This window comes from Rhodospirillaceae bacterium, assembly GCA_040219235.1.
GTDB lineage: Bacteria > Pseudomonadota > Alphaproteobacteria > Rhodospirillales > Rhodospirillaceae > WLXB01.
The window spans coordinates 613,804-635,067 of record JAVJSV010000011.1; the positions used below are offsets into that span (position 1 = coordinate 613,804).

16 protein-coding genes are annotated in these 21,264 nt (G+C 48.7%); 2 read left to right on the top strand and 14 right to left on the bottom strand.

The window, feature by feature from the left end:
- Positions 1 to 10 precede the first annotated feature (10 nt).
- Both RIC29_06890 and RIC29_06895 read right to left on the bottom strand, forming a co-directional pair.
- Positions 11 to 736, bottom strand: a complete 726-nt coding sequence (locus RIC29_06890; GenBank protein MEQ8734632.1) for a response regulator — start codon at positions 734 to 736, stop codon at positions 11 to 13.
- A gap of 16 nt (positions 737 to 752) precedes the next feature.
- Positions 753 to 1,241, bottom strand: coding sequence for a MarR family transcriptional regulator (locus RIC29_06895; protein ID MEQ8734633.1), 489 nt, complete (start codon positions 1,239 to 1,241; stop codon positions 753 to 755).
- A gap of 158 nt (positions 1,242 to 1,399) precedes the next feature.
- Between RIC29_06895 and RIC29_06900 the strand changes: the two genes are divergently transcribed.
- Positions 1,400 to 2,299 (top strand): branched-chain amino acid aminotransferase, encoded by a 900-nt coding sequence (locus tag RIC29_06900; GenBank protein ID MEQ8734634.1) that lies wholly within the window; start codon positions 1,400 to 1,402, stop codon positions 2,297 to 2,299.
- 2 nt (positions 2,300 to 2,301) lie between these two features.
- On the opposite strand, the gene RIC29_06905 is transcribed toward RIC29_06900, so the two are convergent.
- From RIC29_06905 to RIC29_06945, 9 genes are all read right to left on the bottom strand, one after another.
- Complete coding sequence (locus RIC29_06905) at positions 2,302 to 2,814, bottom strand: molybdenum cofactor biosynthesis protein MoaE (GenBank protein MEQ8734635.1); 513 nt, start codon at positions 2,812 to 2,814, stop codon at positions 2,302 to 2,304.
- Between the two features lie 2 nt (positions 2,815 to 2,816).
- On the bottom strand, positions 2,817 to 3,074 hold the full coding sequence (gene moaD / locus RIC29_06910; GenBank protein ID MEQ8734636.1) for a molybdopterin converting factor subunit 1: 258 nt from the start codon (positions 3,072 to 3,074) through the stop codon (positions 2,817 to 2,819).
- Between the two features lie 6 nt (positions 3,075 to 3,080).
- On the bottom strand, positions 3,081 to 3,674 hold the full coding sequence (pgsA, locus tag RIC29_06915) for a CDP-diacylglycerol--glycerol-3-phosphate 3-phosphatidyltransferase (protein ID MEQ8734637.1): 594 nt from the start codon (positions 3,672 to 3,674) through the stop codon (positions 3,081 to 3,083).
- A 36-nt stretch (positions 3,675 to 3,710) separates the two neighbouring features.
- Entirely contained in the window at positions 3,711 to 5,642 is a 1,932-nt protein-coding gene (gene uvrC, locus RIC29_06920) for an excinuclease ABC subunit UvrC (GenBank protein MEQ8734638.1), read from the bottom strand.
- 384 nt (positions 5,643 to 6,026) lie between these two features.
- Positions 6,027 to 6,446 (bottom strand): dihydroneopterin aldolase, encoded by a 420-nt coding sequence (locus RIC29_06925; protein MEQ8734639.1) that lies wholly within the window; start codon positions 6,444 to 6,446, stop codon positions 6,027 to 6,029.
- On the bottom strand, positions 6,439 to 7,209 hold the full coding sequence (locus RIC29_06930; protein MEQ8734640.1) for an SDR family oxidoreductase: 771 nt from the start codon (positions 7,207 to 7,209) through the stop codon (positions 6,439 to 6,441). Before RIC29_06930 ends, RIC29_06925 begins: the two co-directional genes overlap by 8 nt.
- Positions 7,209 to 8,183, bottom strand: coding sequence for a calcium/sodium antiporter (locus RIC29_06935; protein MEQ8734641.1), 975 nt, complete (start codon positions 8,181 to 8,183; stop codon positions 7,209 to 7,211). The genes RIC29_06930 and RIC29_06935 overlap by 1 nt, the downstream gene beginning before the upstream one ends.
- Positions 8,184 to 8,280: 97 nt before the next feature.
- Positions 8,281 to 9,399 (bottom strand): agmatine deiminase family protein, encoded by a 1,119-nt coding sequence (locus tag RIC29_06940; protein ID MEQ8734642.1) that lies wholly within the window; start codon positions 9,397 to 9,399, stop codon positions 8,281 to 8,283.
- Positions 9,400 to 9,452: 53 nt separating this feature from the next.
- On the bottom strand, positions 9,453 to 13,055 hold the full coding sequence (locus tag RIC29_06945) for a hydantoinase B/oxoprolinase family protein (GenBank protein ID MEQ8734643.1): 3,603 nt from the start codon (positions 13,053 to 13,055) through the stop codon (positions 9,453 to 9,455).
- Between the two features lie 218 nt (positions 13,056 to 13,273).
- On the opposite strand from RIC29_06945, the gene RIC29_06950 reads away from it, so the two are divergent.
- The gene (locus tag RIC29_06950) at positions 13,274 to 15,091 is read left to right on the top strand and encodes a tetratricopeptide repeat protein (GenBank protein ID MEQ8734644.1); all 1,818 of its coding nucleotides are present in this window, start codon (positions 13,274 to 13,276) and stop codon (positions 15,089 to 15,091) included.
- Positions 15,092 to 15,218: 127 nt separating this feature from the next.
- Here RIC29_06950 and RIC29_06955 read toward each other — a convergent pair whose 3' ends face one another.
- From RIC29_06955 to RIC29_06965, 3 genes are all read right to left on the bottom strand, one after another.
- Positions 15,219 to 16,514 (bottom strand): DUF1501 domain-containing protein, encoded by a 1,296-nt coding sequence (locus RIC29_06955; GenBank protein MEQ8734645.1) that lies wholly within the window; start codon positions 16,512 to 16,514, stop codon positions 15,219 to 15,221.
- A gap of 9 nt (positions 16,515 to 16,523) precedes the next feature.
- A complete protein-coding gene (locus RIC29_06960; protein MEQ8734646.1) occupies positions 16,524 to 18,140 on the bottom strand; it encodes a DUF1800 domain-containing protein in 1,617 nt (538 codons plus the stop codon).
- Positions 18,141 to 18,610: 470 nt separating this feature from the next.
- Positions 18,611 to 21,052, bottom strand: coding sequence for a TonB-dependent receptor (locus RIC29_06965; protein ID MEQ8734647.1), 2,442 nt, complete (start codon positions 21,050 to 21,052; stop codon positions 18,611 to 18,613).
- Positions 21,053 to 21,264: the final 212 nt, after the last annotated feature.

Below are 21,264 nucleotides of genomic sequence, written 5' to 3' on the forward strand. Positions count from 1 at the left end.
CAAGACCCCTTTAGTCGGTACGCAACAGATAACCGGTGCCTCGAACCGTCTGGAGGTATCGTGGTTGCCTGGGGTCACTTTCAATTTTCCGGCGTAATCGCGTAACCTGAACATCAATCGTACGTGGGTTCGATTGCCCGGTTTCGTCGTTACCCAGTTGACTGCGTTGTACTGGCGTATTTGCGTTGAGGGCAAGCGTTCTTAATAATGTAGATTCGGCTGATGTGAGATGAACAGTAGCGCCATCACGCAAGAGGGTGTTGCGTGTCACATCATAACGGCATTGGCCAAATGACAACTCATGCAGGCCGTCATCTTCAGGAGGCGGTGCGCGCCTCAGGATTGCGGTGATCCTTAGCATCAGTTCTCTTGGTTCGAATGGTTTGCCCATGTAATCGTCTACGCCATGTTCCAGACCTGCGATGCGATGCTGTGCTTCGCCCATTGCCGTGAGCATTAGAATCGGAACATTGCTTTCTGTACGCACATGTTTGGCGAAGCTCATTCCGTCTTCGCCTGGCATCATGACGTCTAGAACGATGAGATCAAACTGCAGAGAACTTAAGTGCTGACGTGCATCTTTTGCTGATGCAGCATCTGTTACCATAAAGCCTTGTTCTTTTAGATACTTTTTGATTAAGCGCCTTAGCCGCGTGTCGTCATCAACAACCAATACATGAGCCTGAGGGGATATTAGTCCCTCAGGTGTAACATCACCAGCTATTGTTCTTGCCACTTTCACGCCTCAGTCCTTATAACTTCTCTTCATTGAACCGGTGTCGGGCTGAAGCTTCCATGATGCCCAACATTACTTTTCGGAATCCTTCAACTGCATCAGCGCCGGCGTCTTTATAAGCGGCTGCGATGCGGGCCCTTTGCTCGCTGGTCAGGAGCCTTTCTAGGTCTTGGCCTTTATCGGTCAGGGATAACAGACGTTGCCGCCGATCTGTAGTGCCAGGTTTCTGTTGAATGTAACCCTCATCGACGAGTTGGCGAAGCACACGGGATAGACTCTGTTTGGTGATTGAGAGGATGCCGAGCAATTCACTGACGCTCATATCAGGGTATTGCCCAACGAAATAAATCACGCGGTGGTGCGCCCGTCCGAAACTTTGTTTGGCTAAAATAGAATCTGCCTCTGCCGTGAAGTCTTTATAGGCAAAGAACAGCAATTCGATGCCTTGTCGCAGGTCTTCATCGCGCAGAAAGAGCAGATTTGTACCGGGTTTTGATTCAACCATAACTCTGGGTCGCATCGCTTGGGGCTCAGGTCAATAGGATTGAATATAAGTCAGTAATATTGACATATATTAATTCGGATGTTACGTCATACGTTCATTTTGATTAATAATATGTCTCACATAGGACGTACAGAGACGGCATAAGGAAGATTCCTCTAATGTCTATACAGCCCTTTGATGATCGGGACGGCTATATTTGGTTCAACGGTGAACTCCAGCCTTGGCGTGGCGCTAAGCTGCACGTGTTGACCCACGCTTTGCATTACGCCTCTTCAGTCTTTGAAGGAGAGCGCATTTATAACGGCAAGGTTTTTAAGCTTGAAGAGCATACGGAGCGCTTGTTTTTCTCGGCGAAAACGCTGGATATGAAAATTCCCTATGATCAGGACGCCATCAATGTCGCTACCTACGAAGCGATCCGCGCCAACAACATTACGGATGGTTATGTTCGTCCGATCGCATGGCGTGGTAGCGAATTAATGGGAATTACTGCGGCAGCGTCGAAAATAAATGTCGCCATCGCTGTCTGGCCATGGCCATCCTACTTCTCTCCGGAAGCACGATTAAAGGGCCTTAAACTTGACTTATCGGAGTGGCGTAGACCTTCGCCACAAACAGCCCCTGTTTTTGCAAAAGCTGCCGGACTGTACATGATCTGTACCTTGTCAAAGCATGCCGCAGAGCGGAAAGGTCTAGACGATGCGCTTCTCCTAGATTGGCGTGGGCAGGTTGCTGAAGCGACAGGGGCAAACGTCTTTTTCGTGATGGGAGGAAAGTTGCATACCCCTACACCGGATTGCTTCTTGGACGGCATTACGCGTCGCACTGTTATTGGTTTGGCCAAAGAACAGGGATACGACGTGATTGAGCGGGCCATAATGCCAGAGGAAATGGCCGACGCAGATGAGTGCTTTTTGACCGGCACAGCAGCTGAGGTCACTCCTGTTAGCGCGATTGGTAGCTATACTTTTACGCCTGGCAAAGTTTGCCGGACATTGATGGAAGCTTACGACATTACCGTTGGAAAAACGGCAAGTTCAGAGTCTAGCGCAGCCTAGTCTCATTTAATCTTTGATTCAGTGGCGGATCTGTTCCATCTGGTCGACCGGTCATCATCAACTTCTTTTGCCTCAACCCAAGAGGCACCTGTGCTGCTATGCTCACGTTTCCAAAAGGGAGCGTGAGTCTTAAGCCAATCCATAACAAATTCGCAGGCGGCAAAAGCATCTCCCCGGTGGGTGGCTGCCGTGCAAACCAGTACAATCGGATCCCCAGGTGTCATCACACCATATCGATGGATGACAATCATATCGTCTAGCGGCCAACGAGACTTTGCTTCATCACAAATACGTTTCAGTTCTTTCTCGGTCATGCCTGGGTAGTGCTCAAGCTCCAAGCTGGAGATGATGTTCTTAGGTCGTGATGGTGGCGATTCGTTATTATCAACATCTAGGCTATTGAAATCGCGCACCTGCCCGACAAAGTTGGCAACACCACCAGAGTTGGGGTTGCGTGCTAAGAACGTATTTAGTTCAGCGCCTGGGTCAAATGGATTATCTTGAACGCGTATCATAATTACCCTCCTGTAACGGGAGGAAAAAATGCGATTTCACTGGCATTTTTTATTGAAGCATCGAATGGCACATGAGTCTGGTCAACCGCAACACGCACCCGAGTCATATCTTGCAAAGCGTTGGCATGTTGGGGACTCAATTGTTTTAAGACACCGATCGCGTCTGCAACGGTGGATACATCATTAGGAAATTCTATATGTTCTTTGCCAGTGCCAATTCTCTCTTTGATCCACGCAAAATATAGGACGGTCGTTGCCACGAAGATCTACTCCAAAGTTTTACTGTTTTTGGCTGCAATAGACTCTTCTTCATCAAGCATATGAACAACGCCAGCCTTCAAATAATCATATCCCGTAATGAGAGTAAGCAGGGCGGCTAACCATAGGCCAATCTCACCAATCAATTGAGCCGGTATCCAAGATGGGGCGTCTGTGCCGACGATTAAGAATCCCAGAGCAAACATTTGCAACGTGGTTTTCCATTTCGCTAAAGTTGAGACGGGCACACTAACCTGTGTTTGGGCAAGGAACTCACGTAATCCTGAGACTAACAATTCACGGGTTAGAATAACCACCGCAGGTAAATAAGCCCAGGTACTCATGCGCTCAAACCCGACGAGCATTAAAAGCAATGCGGCAACCAGCAGCTTATCTGCAATTGGGTCAAGAAAACGACCGAACGGTGAGACCTGATTGCTCCGCCGGGCGATATAACCGTCAAAGAAGTCTGTGATTCCGGCGATAATAAACAGTCCGAGCATTACCCAGCGTGTTGTGGCGCTATCCCAGTAAAAAAGTGAAATGACAACAGGAATGATAAAAATTCTTGAAAGCGTTAAAATGTTGGGAAGGTTGAGCACAGGTAATTTCCATCAGGCCTAAGTTTTTAGTATGACTTATTGATCAGGGTGAAAATGATCATAGAGCTTTTTTGCCAGCCCTGCACTGATACCATCAACTGCGGCTAAATCCTCTGTTCCAGCTTGCCCGATGGCCTTCGCTGATCCAAAACGATGAAGAAGTGCCTTTTTTCGTTGGGCTCCAATGCCAGGAATCTGATCAAGTTCAGATTGCACTATTGCTCGAGATCGTTTGTTGCGGTGCGATGAAATCGCAAACCGATGTGCTTCGTCGCGCAAGCGTTGCAGGAAATAAAGCGCCGGGTGCGATGGTGGCAAGGTGAATGGCGGCTTGTCTTGCCTGTGAAATTGCTCCCTACCAGCGTTTCGATCTGGGCCTTTTGAAATGGCAACCATTGGAACGTCATTAATACCAAGTTCTTCTAGCGTCTGATAGGCGATCGAAAGTTGACCTTGTCCGCCGTCAAGAAGGACAAGGTCTGGCCATATTCCCTTGGTGCGTTCTGGATCTTCTTTTTGGGCGCGGCCAAATCGGCGCTGCAGAACTTCTTTCATAGCACCGTAGTCGTCGCCCGGGACCAGGTCTTCAGATTTTAAGTTGAATTTCCGATAAGAATTTTTCTCTAAGCCATTTGCGCCAGTGACAATCATAGCGCCGACCATATGCGTTCCTGATATATGCGAGTTATCATAGACTTCAATGCGATCAGGCGAAGTTGGTAAACTAAATATTTCTGCAACGCTTTCCAACAGCTTTCGTTGGGCCGAACTTTCCGCCATGCGTCTGCCTAATGCCTCTCGAGCATTCAATTTGGAATGATCAATCAGTTTTCGGCGGGCCCCTCTTTGTGGGGCTATGATGTCGACCTTATGATTGGTGCGTATACCTAAAGCCTCTGATATGAGGGCCCTGTGCGGGGGAGGATGGCTTACAAGTATGGTGCGGGGGGCTGGGGCCGCATCGTAAAACTGCCCTAGAAAAGCTTCTATGATTTCGCCATCATCGTCATCAGCAGAATGAGACGGATAATAGGCGCGGTTGCCAAAGTTTTGGCCGCCACGGAAGAAAAAGATTTGGATGCAAGATTGGCCACCTTCACGGTGCAGACCAATGACATCGGTGTTTTCCGTTGATGGTAAGTTAATATCTTGATGATTCTGAACAGACGTTAAGGCACGGATGCGATCACGATATATTGCTGCATTTTCAAAATCTAACTCTGCGCTGGCTGTTTCCATGCGCCGGGAGAGGTCTTGTTGAATTTCACGGCTCTCACCACTTAGGAAATCGCGCGACTGACGTATCAGGTCAGCATAGACTTCCTGTGGCACTGCATCGACACAAGGTGCGCAGCATTTTTTGATTTGATAGAGTAAGCACGGCCTTGATCGATTTTCGAAGACACTGTCTGAACACGTTCTGAGCAGAAAAGCTTTCTGCAATGTGGTCAGCGTATGGTTCACGGCTCCTGCAGAAGCGAAGGGCCCAAAATATTGATGCTGAGCTTTGCGTGCTCCTCTGTGTTTAATGACACGGGGAAACGCGTGATCTCCTGTGATCATAATGTAGGCGAAAGATTTATCGTCTCTGAGTAATATGTTGTATCGTGGCTTAAGTTGCTTGATGAGATTGCTTTCAAGCAGCAATGCCTCAGCTTCGGTATGGGTTGTGACAATTTCCAGATGAGCGGTTTCGGTGACCATCCTCTGCAGTCGCATAGGAAGGCGCTCTATCTTCGTATAAGCGGTGACACGCTTTTTTAGATTTTTGGCTTTGCCAACGTAAAGCGCATCTCCTGATGCATTTATCATTCTGTAAACACCAGGGCGGCTTGGAAGGTTCTTGAGGGCATCTGAAATGACCTTTAAGCCGTTGCCGAGCTTTTGACCGGGCGTATATGAACCCTTAGGCACGGCTTCAGCTGGTTGGTCTCTACCAGAATTCTTTGTGTTGCTTGAACGTTCCATCCCCCGGATTTGGCACTGATGTCATGTTCGGTCAACCGCTGAACATAACTTCAGGGAATAAGGTGAGGATATCCAGGAAAGCTGTGGAAAAGTCTGTGGGAATATGAACTGCAAGCCATAGGCCATGTAAAATAACCAAGAAAAGAGTTATTCAGGTTTATTTTCTGAAAAACCCTCTAAGTATCTGAGATGTATAGATAAAATATAATAAACTGGAAAACAAGACGTTGCAAATAGGGAAAAGTCATCGCCTGCTATTGAGTTCAAAGATCAAATAAATCCGTGTGCACAACTTACTTGACTAAAGTTCTAAGTTGGAGAGTAACGCTGATTCGAAGTTTAGATTTTATTACAAATCAACACGTTAAATGCCTGGAGACTGTCTTAGGATGGGGTGCGGCGCTCAATTTCTACGCCGACACTCTCGACGTCTTCGAAAACGTCGAGTTTTTCCACACGCACCCTGACCGTATGGCAGTCAGGGTGTTGCAAGCACGTTTGTGCGATTCGTTCTGCGAGAGTTTCTACTAAGTTTGTATGCCCGTCAGCCGTAATAGCACGAATGCGTGTGACAACATCCTCATAGCACACCACGTTCTCAAGACGGTCTGAAAGCGGTTTTCCATCATCAGTGACCGCGAGGTCTAGATTGATGCGGACTCTCTGTGGCACCCCTCTCTCGTGAGGATGGATTCCAATATCGCAGGGGAGCACAAGGTCGCGAACAAAGACGTGGCGGACCTGATCCACTGCATTTGCTATGTATAACGGCTCGATGACTCGTTTTTTTCTGATATCAGCCATCTTTATGTCGTCCTTCAACCGGTTGGGCCCATCCAAGGTGCTCTCCACTATCAACGGCGATCATCTGCCCGGTGACGGCTGATGCACCGAGCAAATACTTAACCGCATTTGCAATATCTTCAACGTCTACTTTTCGTTGAAGCGGAGTAGCGCGCGCTTGAGCCATAAATGTCTCTTCCGTTTGGTGTTCGTTCGCAAGTGTTGGGCCTGGGCCGACACCATTCACCCGTATCCGAGGCGCAAGCGCCAAGGCTAAGGTCTGCGTCATTGCCCACAGCCCTGATTTGCTGATGGTATAAGAGAAAAAATTTGGTGTGAGATTGAACACCCTTTGATCAATTATATTGGTAATGATTCCGTGGGACTCACACGGCAATGCACGTGCAAAGTCTTGGCTTAAGATAAAGGGGGCATGCAGATTCACGTTCAAATGCCGTGCCCAAGAGTAGGAGGTTACTTCATCCCACTGTTCTTCTTCAAAAATTGAAGCATTATTAACTAGGGCACCCAAGGGACCAAGGGCATCTGTTGCAGACGCTACTAACTTCCGTGTTTCATCCTCATCACTGAGGTCGGCATACAGCGTTGCGACCTGACAGCCATGTTGTTGAAGAGTGTGCGCTAAGATTTCAGCGCTTTCACTTGAGCCGAAATAGTGAATGGCAATATTCCATCCATCTTCAGCTAAAGCTTCAGACAGTGCACGGCCAATACGTTTGGCTCCGCCCGTTATCAAAATGGTTTTATGCGTTTCCTGTACCATCAGACAAAGTTCTCAACGCCTGCGTATTGAATGCCAATGTAGGCCACGTATAGAAGCAAACAAACAAGTCCTTCACGTTTGGATAGCGTGTTACCAGAGAGCATAAAAGGAACCAGAATCACAGCTGCTGCAAGCATGACCCAAACGTCAAACGATAAGATCTGATGAGCGACTGGAACCTCCTCAACTATCGCTGTTACACCCATAACACCAAGAATATTAAAGATGTTACTTCCCATCACATTACCAACAATGAGGTCGGTATGGCGCTTTGCGGCCGCAGCTGCCACGGTGGCCAGTTCTGGCAGAGAGGTCCCAACGGCGACCATCGTCAAGCCAATGACTTCTTCACTTACGCCGATCCTGCGCGCAATTGTCGTTGCGCCGTTGACCAGAAGGTCGGCTCCTAAGGCAACGGCAGCCAGCCCACCAATAACCCAGAAAGCAGCAACAGCCGGTGCGACAATAGCTTCCGGCACGGCTTCATCAAGGTCGAGCATGCTGAGATCGTCTATCCCGTGTTTTTTGCCCTGTGCATAAGAAAAAAACAGAAAAGCGATCAGTAGTGCAAACATAATCATTCCGGAAACACTACCGAACGACCCTGTAAAAGCTACGCCGATGAATAATGCTGTCGCGCCAATCATTATGGAACTGTCACGTATGAAATGCGCTCTGTTGGCTGCAATTGGGCACATTATTGCACCAGCCCCGAGGATAAAAAGAATGTTTGCGATATTGCTCCCCACTACGTTACCCACGGCGATTCCTGAAGCTCCCTCCAAGGCGGCTCTCACACACACAACCAATTCAGGGAGAGAGGTTCCAAGAGCAACAATGGTTAGACCAACAACCAGAGGCGATATATTGAAACGAGCGGCTACCGCCACCGCCCCCTTAATGAGGTAGTCCGCACCACCGCTCAGTAAAACGAGGCCGATAATCAGATAAATATAAGGAAGGACTTGCGACAAGATATACTGCCTATCCAGGAATTAAACTGTAAAGGTGTCCTACGCGCCGGAGCTTCAATTGGCAAGAACCTTGACTTTTCATGCTGAGAACGAGGGATTAATCCTCATTTTCTAGACGCTCAATATAACTGTCCAAGAGGCCCTCATAGTCAGGAACGGGGCGGTGCCAAGCAGATTTCGGTAACAGTGTTGCTTTATGCCTTTCCAGTAGTCGTGCTGGTTGATATTGCAGCAAGCTAGAGAGACTGCAATTCGCTCTCAGCAAGGGAATACAATTGATCTGGATGATCTTCCGACTTGCAAAGTAGGGCTGAATAAGGCTTAACGCGACATCGTCTTCCGGCGCTCCATATTTAGGTAAGAGGACGGCTTCATTGAGGACGTAAAAAGTTGTGTATGTGGCAATCCCCTCTGGCAGGGAAACCACCGGAATACGTTCAACGGTAAGCCGTGCTCCCCGAGCATCTTCTGATTGAGCCAGGTGTTGAGCAGTTAAATCTAACGGGCCAGCCATATCATCGTCAGAAGATTTTCCGACCAAGGCATGTCCCGAGCGCGCAAAAACGCAACTGCGTCGCAATTCACTCTTCCAAACATCTTTGCCCAGTGTCTGATCACACCAGATAACGTGTCGAACCCCGAGCCAAGACGTCAGGATGTCGAAGGCATCCAGGCGTGACAAGTTGGGGTTGCGCTTGCTGTCAAAAATAGCCGCAGATGAAACGATGAGCGTGCCATTGTCGTCACTACAAAAGGTACCGCTTTCGAGGGTCAACGGAGCGCGGAATCGTCTTACTTCAGCCTCCCCAAGTAGGGTGTGAGTTAACTTTGAATCGCTTTCGTTGCCCTGATCGTTTTGACCCCATGAATTGAATTTCCAATCTACAGCGGCTGACCCGCCTTTGCCATCGACAAGAAATGTGGGCCCAGTATCTCTGATGCGAGGCGAGTCGTGTGGGATTGTAATGATATCTAGTTTTGGACCGCAACGGTTCGCAACGTCATCATAGCTGCCTTTGGTTGCCACGACGGTAATCGGTTCAAGCTCTCTCACCGATTGAATAATCTCTGAAAGTGTGTCCTTGAGTTCGGAGTTGACCGAGGCGTCAGAACAAGCTGGCCAGGTCGTCCATGTGCGGGCGTGGCGGCACCACTCCGGTGGCATAAAGAATCCATCATCTTTAGGTCGCGTTGCTGAGGTTGTTGGCGTTTTCATATGGGCTCGTCAATTTAGGATGTGGCTCAGTAACAGATAAACGCTATTTGTTCTTAGTTCTTTGAGCCGTAGCCACCGCCACCTGGTGTTTTGACGATAATTCTATCTCCAGACTGCACGTCAGCAGCATCCGAATACGCAAGGGCTTCGATATCACCATTGACGCGTTCTATAAGGGTCTCGCCGCGCAAACCGTCTTCCCCGCCATTGAGTCCGAAGGGGGAAGTCGTACGACGACCAGACAATATCGCGACTGACATAGAGTCGAGGAACCTTATTTTGCGCACAGCACCATGACCACCGCAGTGATGACCCGCGCCGCCTGAATTTGCTCGGATTGAAAAGGAATCTACGATCACTGGGTAACGCCACTCCAGAATTTCGGGGTCCGTCAATCGAGAGTTGGTCATGTGACTGTGAACTGCATCTGCACCATCAAAATCTGCACTTGCCCCCGTGCCGCCGCATAGTGTTTCGTAGTACTGATGCTCCGCATTGCCAAAGGTCAGATTGTTCATAGTGCCCTGGCTTGCTGCGAGGCGACCTAATGCCGCATACAATGCATCACATACAATTTGTGAGGTTTCTACGTTTCCAGCAACGACCGCTGCAGGGTGCGTTGGGTTAAGCATCGACCCTTCTGGAATAATGATGTTTAAAGGTTTCAGGCATCCTTCATTCATCGGGATGTCATCATTAACAAGAGTACGAAACACATATAACACTGCGGCTTTACAAATTGCGCTAGGCGCATTGTAGTTAGTAGGTCTTTGCGGAGATGTTCCCGTAAAATCAATGGTGGCTGATCTATCCTGACGATTGACAGCAATAGAGACGTGAATTTCTCCCCCATCGTCCATCGGTGCGGTAAATCGCCCATCAGTTAAAGAATCCAACACCCGCCTTACAGCTTCCTCAGCATTGTCTTGCACATGCTGTGTGAAGGCTTTGACGACGTCTAAGCCATACTCGTTAACCACCTTTTGCAGTTCTTTTGCGCCTTTATTGCAGGCTGCCAGTTGCGCCCTAAGATCGGCAATGTTGTGACTCACATTTCTCGAAGGATAGGAACCGCCGCTCAGAATCTGGCACATTTCTTGTTCGAGAAATTGACCACCTACAACAAGCGGTAAGGCATCTAAAAGTACGCCTTCCTCGAGGATGTTATGGCTATGGGGGGGCATAGAGCCAGGGGTTAACCCACCAATGTCAGCATGATGGCCACGCGCTGCGACAAAAAATATTAGTTCGTCCGATGTTTTATCAAACATCGGCATTACAACTGTAATGTCTGGAAGATGAGTGCCGCCGTTGTAGGGAGCATTGGTAACAAATGCGCTTTGTGGCTTTAGGCGTCCTTTCTGGGCTTGAATGACGGCGCGCACACTTTCCCCCATGGAGCCTAGATGCACGGGCATATGTGGCGCATTCGCGACAAGGGCGCCCGTTGAATCAAAAACGGCGCAGGAAAAATCCAGCCTCTCTTTGATGTTAACTGAATGGGCTGTGTTTTGAAGAACCGCTCCCATCTGTTCAGCAATTGACATGAAAAGGCTGTTAAAAATCTCAATTTGAATGGCATCAGCATGCGTGCCGATTGCGATGCGAGCTGCCTTCTTTGCAGCACGCTTTAATAAAAAATCGCGCTGAGGTTGGACGTGGCATTGCCAATTTGCTTCGACCACAATGGTTCCGTCTGATGCAGTAATGAGGGCCGGTCCCCTAATGCACTTTCCGGGTTCTAATGTTTTGGCATCAAACACAGGTGCGGTTATCCAATTTGATTCTGACCACATGTCGATGTTGTCAATGGGTCTGGGTGGTTTTGCCTCAGGACTTTTTGACGGTAATGATTGGTCTGCTCGACTGCTATCGCGACGGCTAACCGCTTCGACTGAAGCTGTTTCTATAACCAGGGCTTTGCCGTCCTGGATGAAGCCGAACAGCTCTTCGTGAAAGCGCTCAAAAGTCTTAGTAATATCGCTAGGTGGATCAAAAGAAACCGGCAATCCGGTGTCGGACCCATCATATCGCACGTGAACTTGTTTTATGACTTCGACCTGTTGTTCTGGCACACCTTGATCTAACAAATCCTGCGTTGCAGCTGCTGTCAGTTTTTCGAATATGATTCCAATCTGAGCCAGGTTCGCTCGATCTAACGTTTTTGATACAGTTTGCTCTCTCAGAGCTCTCAACGCGCCTAGTCCCATGCCATAAGCTGATAATACGCCTGCGTATCGGTGCACAAGAACTTGAGTCATACCAAGAACATCGGCCACCCGACAGGCATGCTGCCCACCTGCGCCGCCAAAACTTACTAAGGTGTATGCAGAGACGTCGTGTCCTTTTTGAACTGAAATTGTTTTGATGGCGTTTGCCATATTTTCGATAGCAAGGTCTAGAAAGCCTTGCGCCAGCATTTCCTCAGACTTTTTTTCGCCTAGGGCAGAGTTTACTGTCTGTGCCATTTCAGAGAACTTACGTTGTACGGCGTTAAGATCTAACGGTTGGTTGGCGCACTTCCCGAAAACATTTGGAAAGTATTTAGGCTGTATGCGACCGAGTAAAATATTGCAGTCGGTCACTGTTAGCGGTCCATCGCGGCGATATGCGGTGGGGCCGGGGTTTGCGCCGGCACTTTCCGGACCGACGCGTAAGCGGAGGCCATCGAAAACACAACAGGACCCGCCACCGGCTGCCACAGTATGAATGTCCATCATCGGCGCGCGCAGTTTTACGCCCGCGACGACAGAGTCAAAGCTGCGTTCAAACGTGCCAGCATAATGCGAGACGTCTGTAGATGTGCCACCCATATCAAAGCCGATGACCTTATCTATTCCAGAATCCTTAGCAATTCCGGCCATACCAACAACACCACCTGCGGGGCCGGAAAGAACAGAATCCTTACCTCTAAATTTCACTGCGTCTGTTAAGCCACCATTGGATTGCATGAAGAATAGACGTGTATTTCCAATACTTTCTCTGATCTGATTGACATAACGCGATAGTATTGGGGACAGATAGGCGTCAGCCACTGTGGTTTCTCCACGGCTAACGACCCTCATCAATGGGATAACGTCATATGATGTTGATATCTGTGTAAAGCCGATTTCTTTTGCCAGTTCTGCAACGCGGGATTCATGTTGTGGATGCCTGTCTGCATGCAACAACACGATAGCAACTGAGCGATACCCCTTAGCAAAAGCCTTCTTTAATTTGTGAGACGCGTCGGACTCGTGTAACGGCTTTTCAACATCCCCGGTTGCCAACAGCCGTTCATTGATTTCGATGACGTCAGAATACAAAGCCGAGGGCCGACGGATATGCAATTCAAACAGTGAGGGGCGTTGTTGAGTTCCAATGGTAAGTACGTCTGCAAACCCTTTAGTGATGGCGAGTAGCGTTTTTTCTCCGCCCCGTTCTAATAGTGCATTGGTAGCAACTGTGGTTCCCATTTTGATTGCGTCAATATCTTGTGAAGGGAACGGCGCATTTTTGGGAATGTTTAGGAGTTTACGAATACCTTCGACGGCGGCGTCTTGATAGTGTTCAGGGTTCTCCGACAGCAACTTCGACGTCATTATGCGCCCATCTGGAGAGCAGGCCACGATATCTGTGAAGGTGCCGCCACGGTCTACCCAAAATTGCCAACCCATCTTTACGATCACACCAAAATACTAACGGAAGAGTATCTGTAAACTTCCACGCTAAAATGTATCGTGCAACCCTCATGCTTTGTAATAAAACGGTATCGGAGTAAATTCTGACACTGTAAATTAAAATGTAAGGCGATAAGGTCTATGAGCCCGATTCTAGACGATTTTAGATGTGAGGTAATTGACCATTGGTTGGCACACCTCTTGAGGTGTAGCGAGTGAGCGCATTGACTCCTAAGATTGCTGCGCTTCTTGATAAGGGCTTGGCAAGTCATAAGGTCGGGGACCTTCAGGCTGCGATCTCTGCTTATTCTGCTGTCCTAAAAAAGAAACCTCTGCAAGCGGATGCATTGTGGTTGAAAGGCGTTGCCTTTTTAGGCTTAGGAGAGCCTGATGTGGCTTTAGAATGGTTGGAAAAAGCACTACGTCGGCGGCCAACCGATGCCGGTATTCTGAATGATCTCGGCATGGCTCATGAGGCGCTAGGGCAGCAGATTCAGGCTAGAAAGTGTTTTGAGGATGCGCTCGTGATTGACTCTAACATTCCGAGTGTCCTCGCGAATATAGCGCGATATGAGCTTAATGATGGACATGCTGTTTCTGCTCTGGAAATGGCGGCGCGGGCTGCTGCAATCGACCCTAATTTGATTGAGGCCCACAATGTCAAAGCTTTGGCGTTATGGGAACTCAACCGTGTGATAGAGGCCGATAATGTGTTTGCGGCGGCTCTGACTATTGCCCCGACAAATGCAGAACTGCTGTTTAACAGAGGGGAATTGTATAGAGAAACTGGACAGTACGATTTGGCTCAGGTTGACCTGGAACGCGCTGTTAAAGTAGCGGAGATTGGATCAATAAACTGGGCAAAAGCAAAAATGACTCTTGGCCTGATCAAAAAGCAACAGGGAGCGATTGAGGAGGCTCTTGAGTTTTATGATTCAGTTTTAAGGGTATGTCCAGATAACACTCAGACTCTCGTTAATCGAGGAGAGGTTAAGCAGCCGCTTGGAGACCTTGATGGTGCTTATGCGGACTTCACTAAAGCAGTTTTACTTGATCCAGAATCGGCGGCGGCAAAATTTGCTCTGGCTTGTCTGGATCTATTACAGCGAGAGTGGTCAACCGGCTGGGAAAACTTTGAGGCAAGGTGGGGAATGAAAGATTTCAATTCTATCCCACGTACTAAAAAGATTCCGGCTTGGAATGGTTCAACGCAGGCTGATGAGAAACTCTTGATTTGGGGAGAACAAGGCTTGGGAGACCAGGTTATGTTTATCAGTCAGCTCTCTGACCTTGTTGACCGAAAGACCCATTTTGCACTTGAGGTTGATAAACGTTTAGTAACGTTACTGCGCCGAAGTTTCCCGTTATTGGAAGTCTACGAATATGACATGGTGCCTGAGGATTTTGTTCCAAAGTTCGACGCTCAGGTTCCTTTGGGGTCTTTAGGACGATTCCTAAGATCGGATGTATCATTTTTCCCAAAGCCTAAAGCTTACCTAAAGAGTGATATTGGGCAGACCTCTCGTCTTCGCAAGACATATGAGCGGTTGGCTTCTGGCCGGAAAATTGTCGGTATTTCTTGGCACAGCATCAACGCTCAAATTGGACAAGCGAAATCACTGCAGTTGCATAACTGGAGATCCATTCTAACCACGGAGAACGTTTTGTTTGTCTCATTGCAATACGGTGATGTTAAAGAAACCGTTAGGGATGCAGTTCAACAATACGGCGCTGAAATTTTTATTGATGAGTCAGTTAATCCGATGGAAGATTTTGATGCGGCAGCCTCGCAAGTTGCTGCGATGGATTTGGTGGTCTCAACGTCCAACACGACTGTTCATCTGGCAGGGGCTTTGGGGCAACAGGTGTGGGTGATGGTCCCGGCTTACCCAGAATGGAGATGGGGATTAAAAGGCAATTCTGTGCCATGGTATCAAAATGTCCGGGTTTTTCGTCAACCTACTGTTGGTGACTGGGACACTGTTTTGGATCAGGTTGCCCATGAATTAGGCGCTTGGACTGCTAAAACTTAGCGTTAGGCGAGTTCATTTAAGGTGGCGATCTCATCAACGGCTTGTTAGCCAAAATATTTATTCTATTTGGCTCAGTATTTAATCTGAAGTTTTAGGCACAGCCTCGAGATTATCGAAAGAGCTTCTCTCAACTCGCACTCACTGTTGTCGTGTTGGCAAGAGCCGGTTGAGTGACCACCGTATCGTCGCCGTTAATTATTCCGAGTGGGGCGTAAGGCACGGTCGGAAATACCGTTTCAAGCGATGGGCTGTTGTGGCGTTTTGCTAGAATCTCAGCGATCACTTGGCGATAGTCTGTGGTTACGGCCAAGTCCCCATTATCCAAATTTGCAGTATTTAAGCCGGGCCAGTCGCCGTACATTTGTCCGCCATTTGCATTACCTGAAAGCACCATCATGACCGAACCGGAGCCATGATCTGTTCCGTTACTGGCATTTTCGTTCAGTCGGCGACCGAATTCTGTCATGAACACAAGGGAAATGCGGTCTTTGTAGTCTGCGACATCTTCCCAGAACGCGCCTAGCGACTGAGACAATTCCGTCACTTGACCACGGAATTCGTTCACTAGATTGTTATGATGATCCCATCCGCCATGATCAACAGTTGCAACATCCAGTCCCACGTCCATTTTGATTAAAGTGGCAAGGTTCTTCAGCGCCTTAGAAAGGGGGCCATTCGTATAGGCAGGACCATTCTCAGATAACGAGTCATCATTGTTAGTTTCAGGCAGACCTTCAAGTTTCGTTTGTACAGTATTGATCGCCTCTAAAGTTTGCTGTGCCACTTGCTGATAGGGTGAACTTCCTGAATTCAGGGCTGCGATTACCTCAGCATTTACGTCTCCACCCGCAACATTAAAGTCCTTCACATCAGGAATACTAACGGCTTGAGGGTATCCCAATAGGGATATCGGATTATTGGATGCGGTTGAGATCGTTGAGAGTAATGGGCGGTCTTGCGATAGTGTTTGCAAGTGCCGCGTTAGCCAGCCCGACGTTAGGTTGTTTTCATTATCAGCTAGGCCGCGTTCCATCATATCCATGGACTTAAAGTGACTACGGTTTTCTGTTGGAACTCCAGCGGCATGGATGAAAGCAAGGTCGCCGCCGCTATAGAGGTTGTTAAGCTCCGGGGCATCAGGGTTTAGAAAAAAGTCGACACCGCTTAGTCCGTTTGCCAAAGGCAGCCCTGCGCTGATTCCATTCGCTTTGACGGCGATGCTTGGGCGGGCTTTTTGATAGGCTGCTTCATCAGCCGGTGCGACAAGCTGCAGACCATCGGCTCCGCCGCGTGCAAACAGAACAACGAGAATCTCATTATTCGTGCTGTCCGCTGCCATAGATACTCTTAGCCCTGGACCCATCGTGGCCATAAATGCGCCACCCGAAGCTCCGAGCAATAGATTTCTGCGTGTGAGTCTCATGGGTCTCTCCTATCGGAAGGAAAATTCTTCGGTGGTGGAAATTAGTGCCGCTAGGCGTGCGAACGAACTTTCAATATCCGCTGCTGCCCCCCAGTTCAGTCCTGTCATAATACCGGCAGGACCAATAGCGTCATCAATTAAAGTGTTTACAACCTGCTCTGACGGTTCGTACCCGATCATACGCCCCAACCAGAATTCAACCATTTGCGTGGGTGAATCTTGAATGTCTAATGGCGTTTGATTGGCAAATGATGTGGATATTTCTTTTAAATAAAACAACCAAAGACACAAGTTCCAGGTTGTTAGATTTGCAGTTGTCGAGAACCAATAGCCGTTTACATCTGGCCGTCCATTCGGTGCTGGCCAAGTAAATAGGCCATCTTTCAGTGGCTCCAGCAGATAGGCCATCCAGGGATGGGCATGCACAACGGTATCGGTTGTTCTGAATAGAGCAATAATACGTTCGAAGGGTCTGCGAATCTTGGCCGTTGGGTTTTGTCCAACTTCAGGACCGTCGAGTAAAATAGCTTCCATCACACGCTTAATTTGATCGGGAGCATCTTGATGTTGTTTCCAAGCTGCAACGGCGCGGTTGTGAACAGCCTCAGGTGGTTTGTCGCCGAAGATACGACGCACAAGTTTGCCGCATACAAACTCAGCGGTTGATGCGTGCCCCGCGGCGATATCCAAAACGGCCTGCCCTTGCGCCATGGGTTCAGTTTTACCCGAAAGAGAAACGCCCATGAATTTCTGGGCACCAGAACTATGTTGCAGTGGATTGTAAAAGAAGTTCCCGGTAATTGGTGCGCGGCCACCGCCAAGGGAGTTTGGTTGTCCGAATTCAACAGTCCAGCCAGACAGCGCTTGCGATGCTGCGATAACGTCTAAGTCTGAGAAGCCAGCGGATTTCACACCAATAGCTGACCCAAGGCCGACGGGGCCTTGATCGGCAGGGTCTGAATAGCCGAGGTAGGCCTCTTCGCCCAAAGTGTGAAGTTCTAACAGTTCACGACCGTAGTTCTCATTGGGTAGCTTGGCGACGCTGCTCGCATTGTCCAGATAGAGTAACATTGCTGTCGATGTAGCATTGGACTCGAGCATTTCACGGAAGTTTCCAAGCGCATGCGGGCGAATGTGTTCCCGGTCATAAACCGGAAGCGTAGCCGAACCAAACTGACTATCGCCCCGACCGATATTGAAGTGGTTGTGCCAAAAATCGACCATGAATTCGCGGATTTGGAATTCCGCGTGTGCAGCTCTAATCCAAGATGCTGCGGCAATCTCTTGCTGTATCCGGGCCTGCTCAGCGAATGAAACAGTTTTGCCAGCATCTATCGCAATTTTGAAAAGCGTCTCAGTATCGGCTGCTAGGTAATTGAGCGGGCGGTTTTCATCGACGTCGGGCCAGCCGCCTTGCGCGTTCTGTTGTCCCCGGTAGGTGATTTTCATGGTTTGAGAAGCAAGATGGGCTGCTAAGCCATTGTCATCACCAGGGGGGGGATTGAGTTGCTCAGATACATACGTGTCCCAGCCAATAGCTTGGACGTACGCTTCATCGACTTCGCGCGCACCAAAGGTGACGCGGTTTAGCGCAATTCTTTCGAAACTAGGTTCAGCTGTAAGCATATCGTCCTCACTCAGCTAAACCAGAGGCGTATTCAGTAATTAACAACTTACGCCTGGGTTCATTAAAAATCAATAAACAGACACGCCTATGTTTGTATTGAAAAAGACGAATACAGTGACCCCAGTAATAGACCAAGTAATATGTGAGAAATATTCCCAAACTATATAATAATGAAGTTATTGGACTCTTGTTCATAGTTTTGTTGTGTATCTAATTACTGCGATTATTAGGTTGCAAACGTCAATTCGTGTAATCGCGGCAATCGGATAGCCCTTTCCAACCGTTTCTATTTGGCTTGTTTTTCCACATCCTTATTAAGGACGGCTGTCGTTGAGGGTGTGCAAACCAGTTCTTACCTTAGAGATGCGCCAAGCAGAGCCTTTGGATGCACCGAGTCGTAACTTTCTTAGGTGCATAAAAAAAGGTCGGCACGAGGCCGACCCTTCTCTTCGATGTTAAAAGCTTGGTCTTAGAAGCTGTACTGCACCTCTACACCAAAGTCGCGGCCACGAGGCTGATTGAAGAAGAACCCGCGCCATGAGGAAGACCCGCAAACCGCTGCGCCACAAAAGTTGCTGCCTGAGGCGATGCGATAATCACGGAACCGGAGAATGTTGTTGGGTGTCAGGTCGTTCAAAGCATTGGTGATATATCCGGTCAGCTTCCAATTATCGGCTTCAACGCCCATGCGCAGGTTCAGTTTGTAGGAATCGCCATTGTGCTGGAAGTTAGACACAGAGGTGTAACGCTTTGACTCGATGTTGAGGTCTGCACGAATAAACCAGTCTGCATCAGCAGAAAGGCTGTCCCGATAAGTACCGTTCAAGTTCAAAGTATGTTTCGGGCTTTTTGGAAGCTGATTACCAGCTACGTTACCGCCGTTGGCAAGGGTTGGATCATCTTCGCCTGTGAGCAAGGCATGTTGATCATCATTGAATCTTTTGATGGTCGAGTTTGCAAGGCCGTAACCAAAGCCCAGGGTTAATTCGTCAGTAGCGACCCAATTTCCTTCAACTTCCCCGCCCCAGATTTCTGTAGCCCCGAGGTTGACGAGAATGGGTGCGGAGCTTGTGGCACCCTGCCGATCAATTACCTCAATGATGTTGGTCAATGTTTGATTCGACCAATCGATGAAGTATCCACTTACGTTAAAGGTGGCGCGTCCGTCCATAAGTGTGGACTTCATGCCAGCTTCATAGTTCCAGGACGTTTCTTCTTCAAAGGCGATGGTGCCGTTCGCACGTGCCGCAGCGATGGACGCGTCGGATTCGTCAAACAGTCCGTCATTGAAGCCGCCTGGCTTGGTTCCTTTGGAGACGAGACCATAAAAAAGTAAATCATCATTCATTTGATAATCTAAACTGATACGCGGGGCGAAGCTTGTAAACTTGACGCTCTCGTCTGTGCTTGTAACCGGTGCAATAGCGCCAATTGTGTCTTCCGAGTATCTACCTTCAGCTACAAAAGTCAGGTCTTCTGTCAGATCATATTCAACATGAGCATAAACTGACCAGTTTTCTACAGTACTGGTAACTGGTTGTACCCGGTCAAATGTGCCTGGGATTGGGCCAAAGCTCGTTCCAATCGTGCGGTTTTGCGCAATTTCTTCCTCGTCATAATAGGTTAACCCGGCCAAACCCCTTAAGCGTTCCTCTTGTGGAGACGTAACCTGCAGTTCAAGTGAGTAGTCACGGAAATCATTTGTAAATGCAGCTTGAAGCAGACCGGTGCCAGCTATGGCGCGCTCGCCGATGGTGTCACCGTCAAAGGCTGTGTTCTCATCATCTTTGTTGTAGGCCGCCCGGGTCATTAAACCCCAATCGCCAATATCAATATCGGCCTGTGCAAGCCAACGCCAGGATTCTCGCTGAAGGCCCGGTTTTGCAGGGTCAATAACTGTCCCGAAATCATTCACAAGACCGTCAACAAAGTCCGGGATGTTCAAAACAGCCTGACGCGGTTGCCCGGTTGATGGGTCACGGGCTTCGAGTTCGCCGCAAATCCATCCTGCTGATGTATCAGGGGCCGTACCACCGGCGCTTACTGGGTTAAGACAGTTGTGCTCGTCGCGACCTGCGAGGGTTCTTGGGTAATGGCTATCGTCAACTTGACTATAAGATCCCTTAAACGTTAGTTCGACTGTCTCCGATGGTTTGGCCAGTAGCTTGAAAGTTAGATCTTGGGTTTCTTCTGTGCCGAGCTTTGAGGTGTCACCGCGGGTTGGGGCGACCTGAAATGCGGGCAAAAATGGCAGGCCAAATTTTGCGTTATTTGCTGAATTTGGTGCCAGATTGTTGTTCCACTCGCCGCCATAGTAGTCCCAGTTCGCTGCGGCGAAGTAATACAGCTTGTCTTCGATCACCGGCCCACTCATCCATAGGGAGGCTTTAGTGTCCTCGTGGCTGCCATACTTTCCATTGAACTGGCCTTCATGTTCTTCCGTCGGGCGCTTGGTAATATAGTTAATGGCACCTGCGAAGGTGGCACGGCCAAACAAGGCTGCCTGAGGCCCACGCACAACTTCGATCCGTTCAAGCGAATCAATAGTAGTTGATGAAATCGAGTTGGCAACAAAGACGCCGTCAACAAAGAACGACGCGTTTTGGTTGCCAAGGATTGAGGATTGACCGCGAATGACCGGTCGGTCGAAGAAGCGGCCAAAACCTTTGTCCATGGCAAAGCCAGCGGTCTGTTCCGCCAGTTGGTGAATATTGCTGATACCTTGCTCTCGCAATTGATCAACCGTAAAGGCGGAGATCGACAATGGAATGTCCTGAATATTCTCAGCGCGCTTGCGAGAGGTAACAGTGATCTCCTCAATGGCGAGTTGCTGCGCGGATGCTGGCAAAGCGATGCTAAGTGCTAAAGCACACACGGCAGAAGTTTGAAGTAGTGTTGAGCGTAAAGTCATTGTTAGGCCCCCAATCTAGGTGGTTGCAGTCTTCTAAGCCAGTAGGCGTATGTCGATAGTTAAGGTCTATGGCTGAAAACGATGTCAGGTAAACGATCTCCCCACCTCATCCAATGCCGTTCGTTAATTGATTGCAACCATAGAAATGGTGGATTCTTTATTCCCCCCTAACTTGTTGCAATAGTGTGACAGGCTGCTCGATTTAAGAGGTA

What these genes read in the sequence shown, in the direction of transcription:
- RIC29_06895 (MEQ8734633.1), bottom strand. Translation starts at nt 1,241, where the DNA reads ATGGTTGAATCAAAACCCGGTACAAATCTGCTCTTTCTGCGCGATGAA.
- RIC29_06900 (MEQ8734634.1), top strand. Translation starts at nt 1,400, where the DNA reads ATGTCTATACAGCCCTTTGATGATCGGGACGGCTATATTTGGTTCAAC.
- RIC29_06905 (MEQ8734635.1), bottom strand. Translation starts at nt 2,814, where the DNA reads ATGATACGCGTTCAAGATAATCCATTTGACCCAGGCGCTGAACTAAAT.
- uvrC (MEQ8734638.1), bottom strand. Translation starts at nt 5,642, where the DNA reads ATGGAACGTTCAAGCAACACAAAGAATTCTGGTAGAGACCAACCAGCT.
- RIC29_06925 (MEQ8734639.1), bottom strand. Translation starts at nt 6,446, where the DNA reads ATGGCTGATATCAGAAAAAAACGAGTCATCGAGCCGTTATACATAGCA.
- RIC29_06930 (MEQ8734640.1), bottom strand. Translation starts at nt 7,209, where the DNA reads ATGGTACAGGAAACGCATAAAACCATTTTGATAACGGGCGGAGCCAAA.
- RIC29_06940 (MEQ8734642.1), bottom strand. Translation starts at nt 9,399, where the DNA reads ATGAAAACGCCAACAACCTCAGCAACGCGACCTAAAGATGATGGATTC.
- RIC29_06945 (MEQ8734643.1), bottom strand. Translation starts at nt 13,055, where the DNA reads ATGGGTTGGCAATTTTGGGTAGACCGTGGCGGCACCTTCACAGATATC.
- RIC29_06955 (MEQ8734645.1), bottom strand. Translation starts at nt 16,514, where the DNA reads ATGAGACTCACACGCAGAAATCTATTGCTCGGAGCTTCGGGTGGCGCA.
- RIC29_06960 (MEQ8734646.1), bottom strand. Translation starts at nt 18,140, where the DNA reads ATGCTTACAGCTGAACCTAGTTTCGAAAGAATTGCGCTAAACCGCGTC.
- RIC29_06965 (MEQ8734647.1), bottom strand. Translation starts at nt 21,052, where the DNA reads ATGACTTTACGCTCAACACTACTTCAAACTTCTGCCGTGTGTGCTTTA.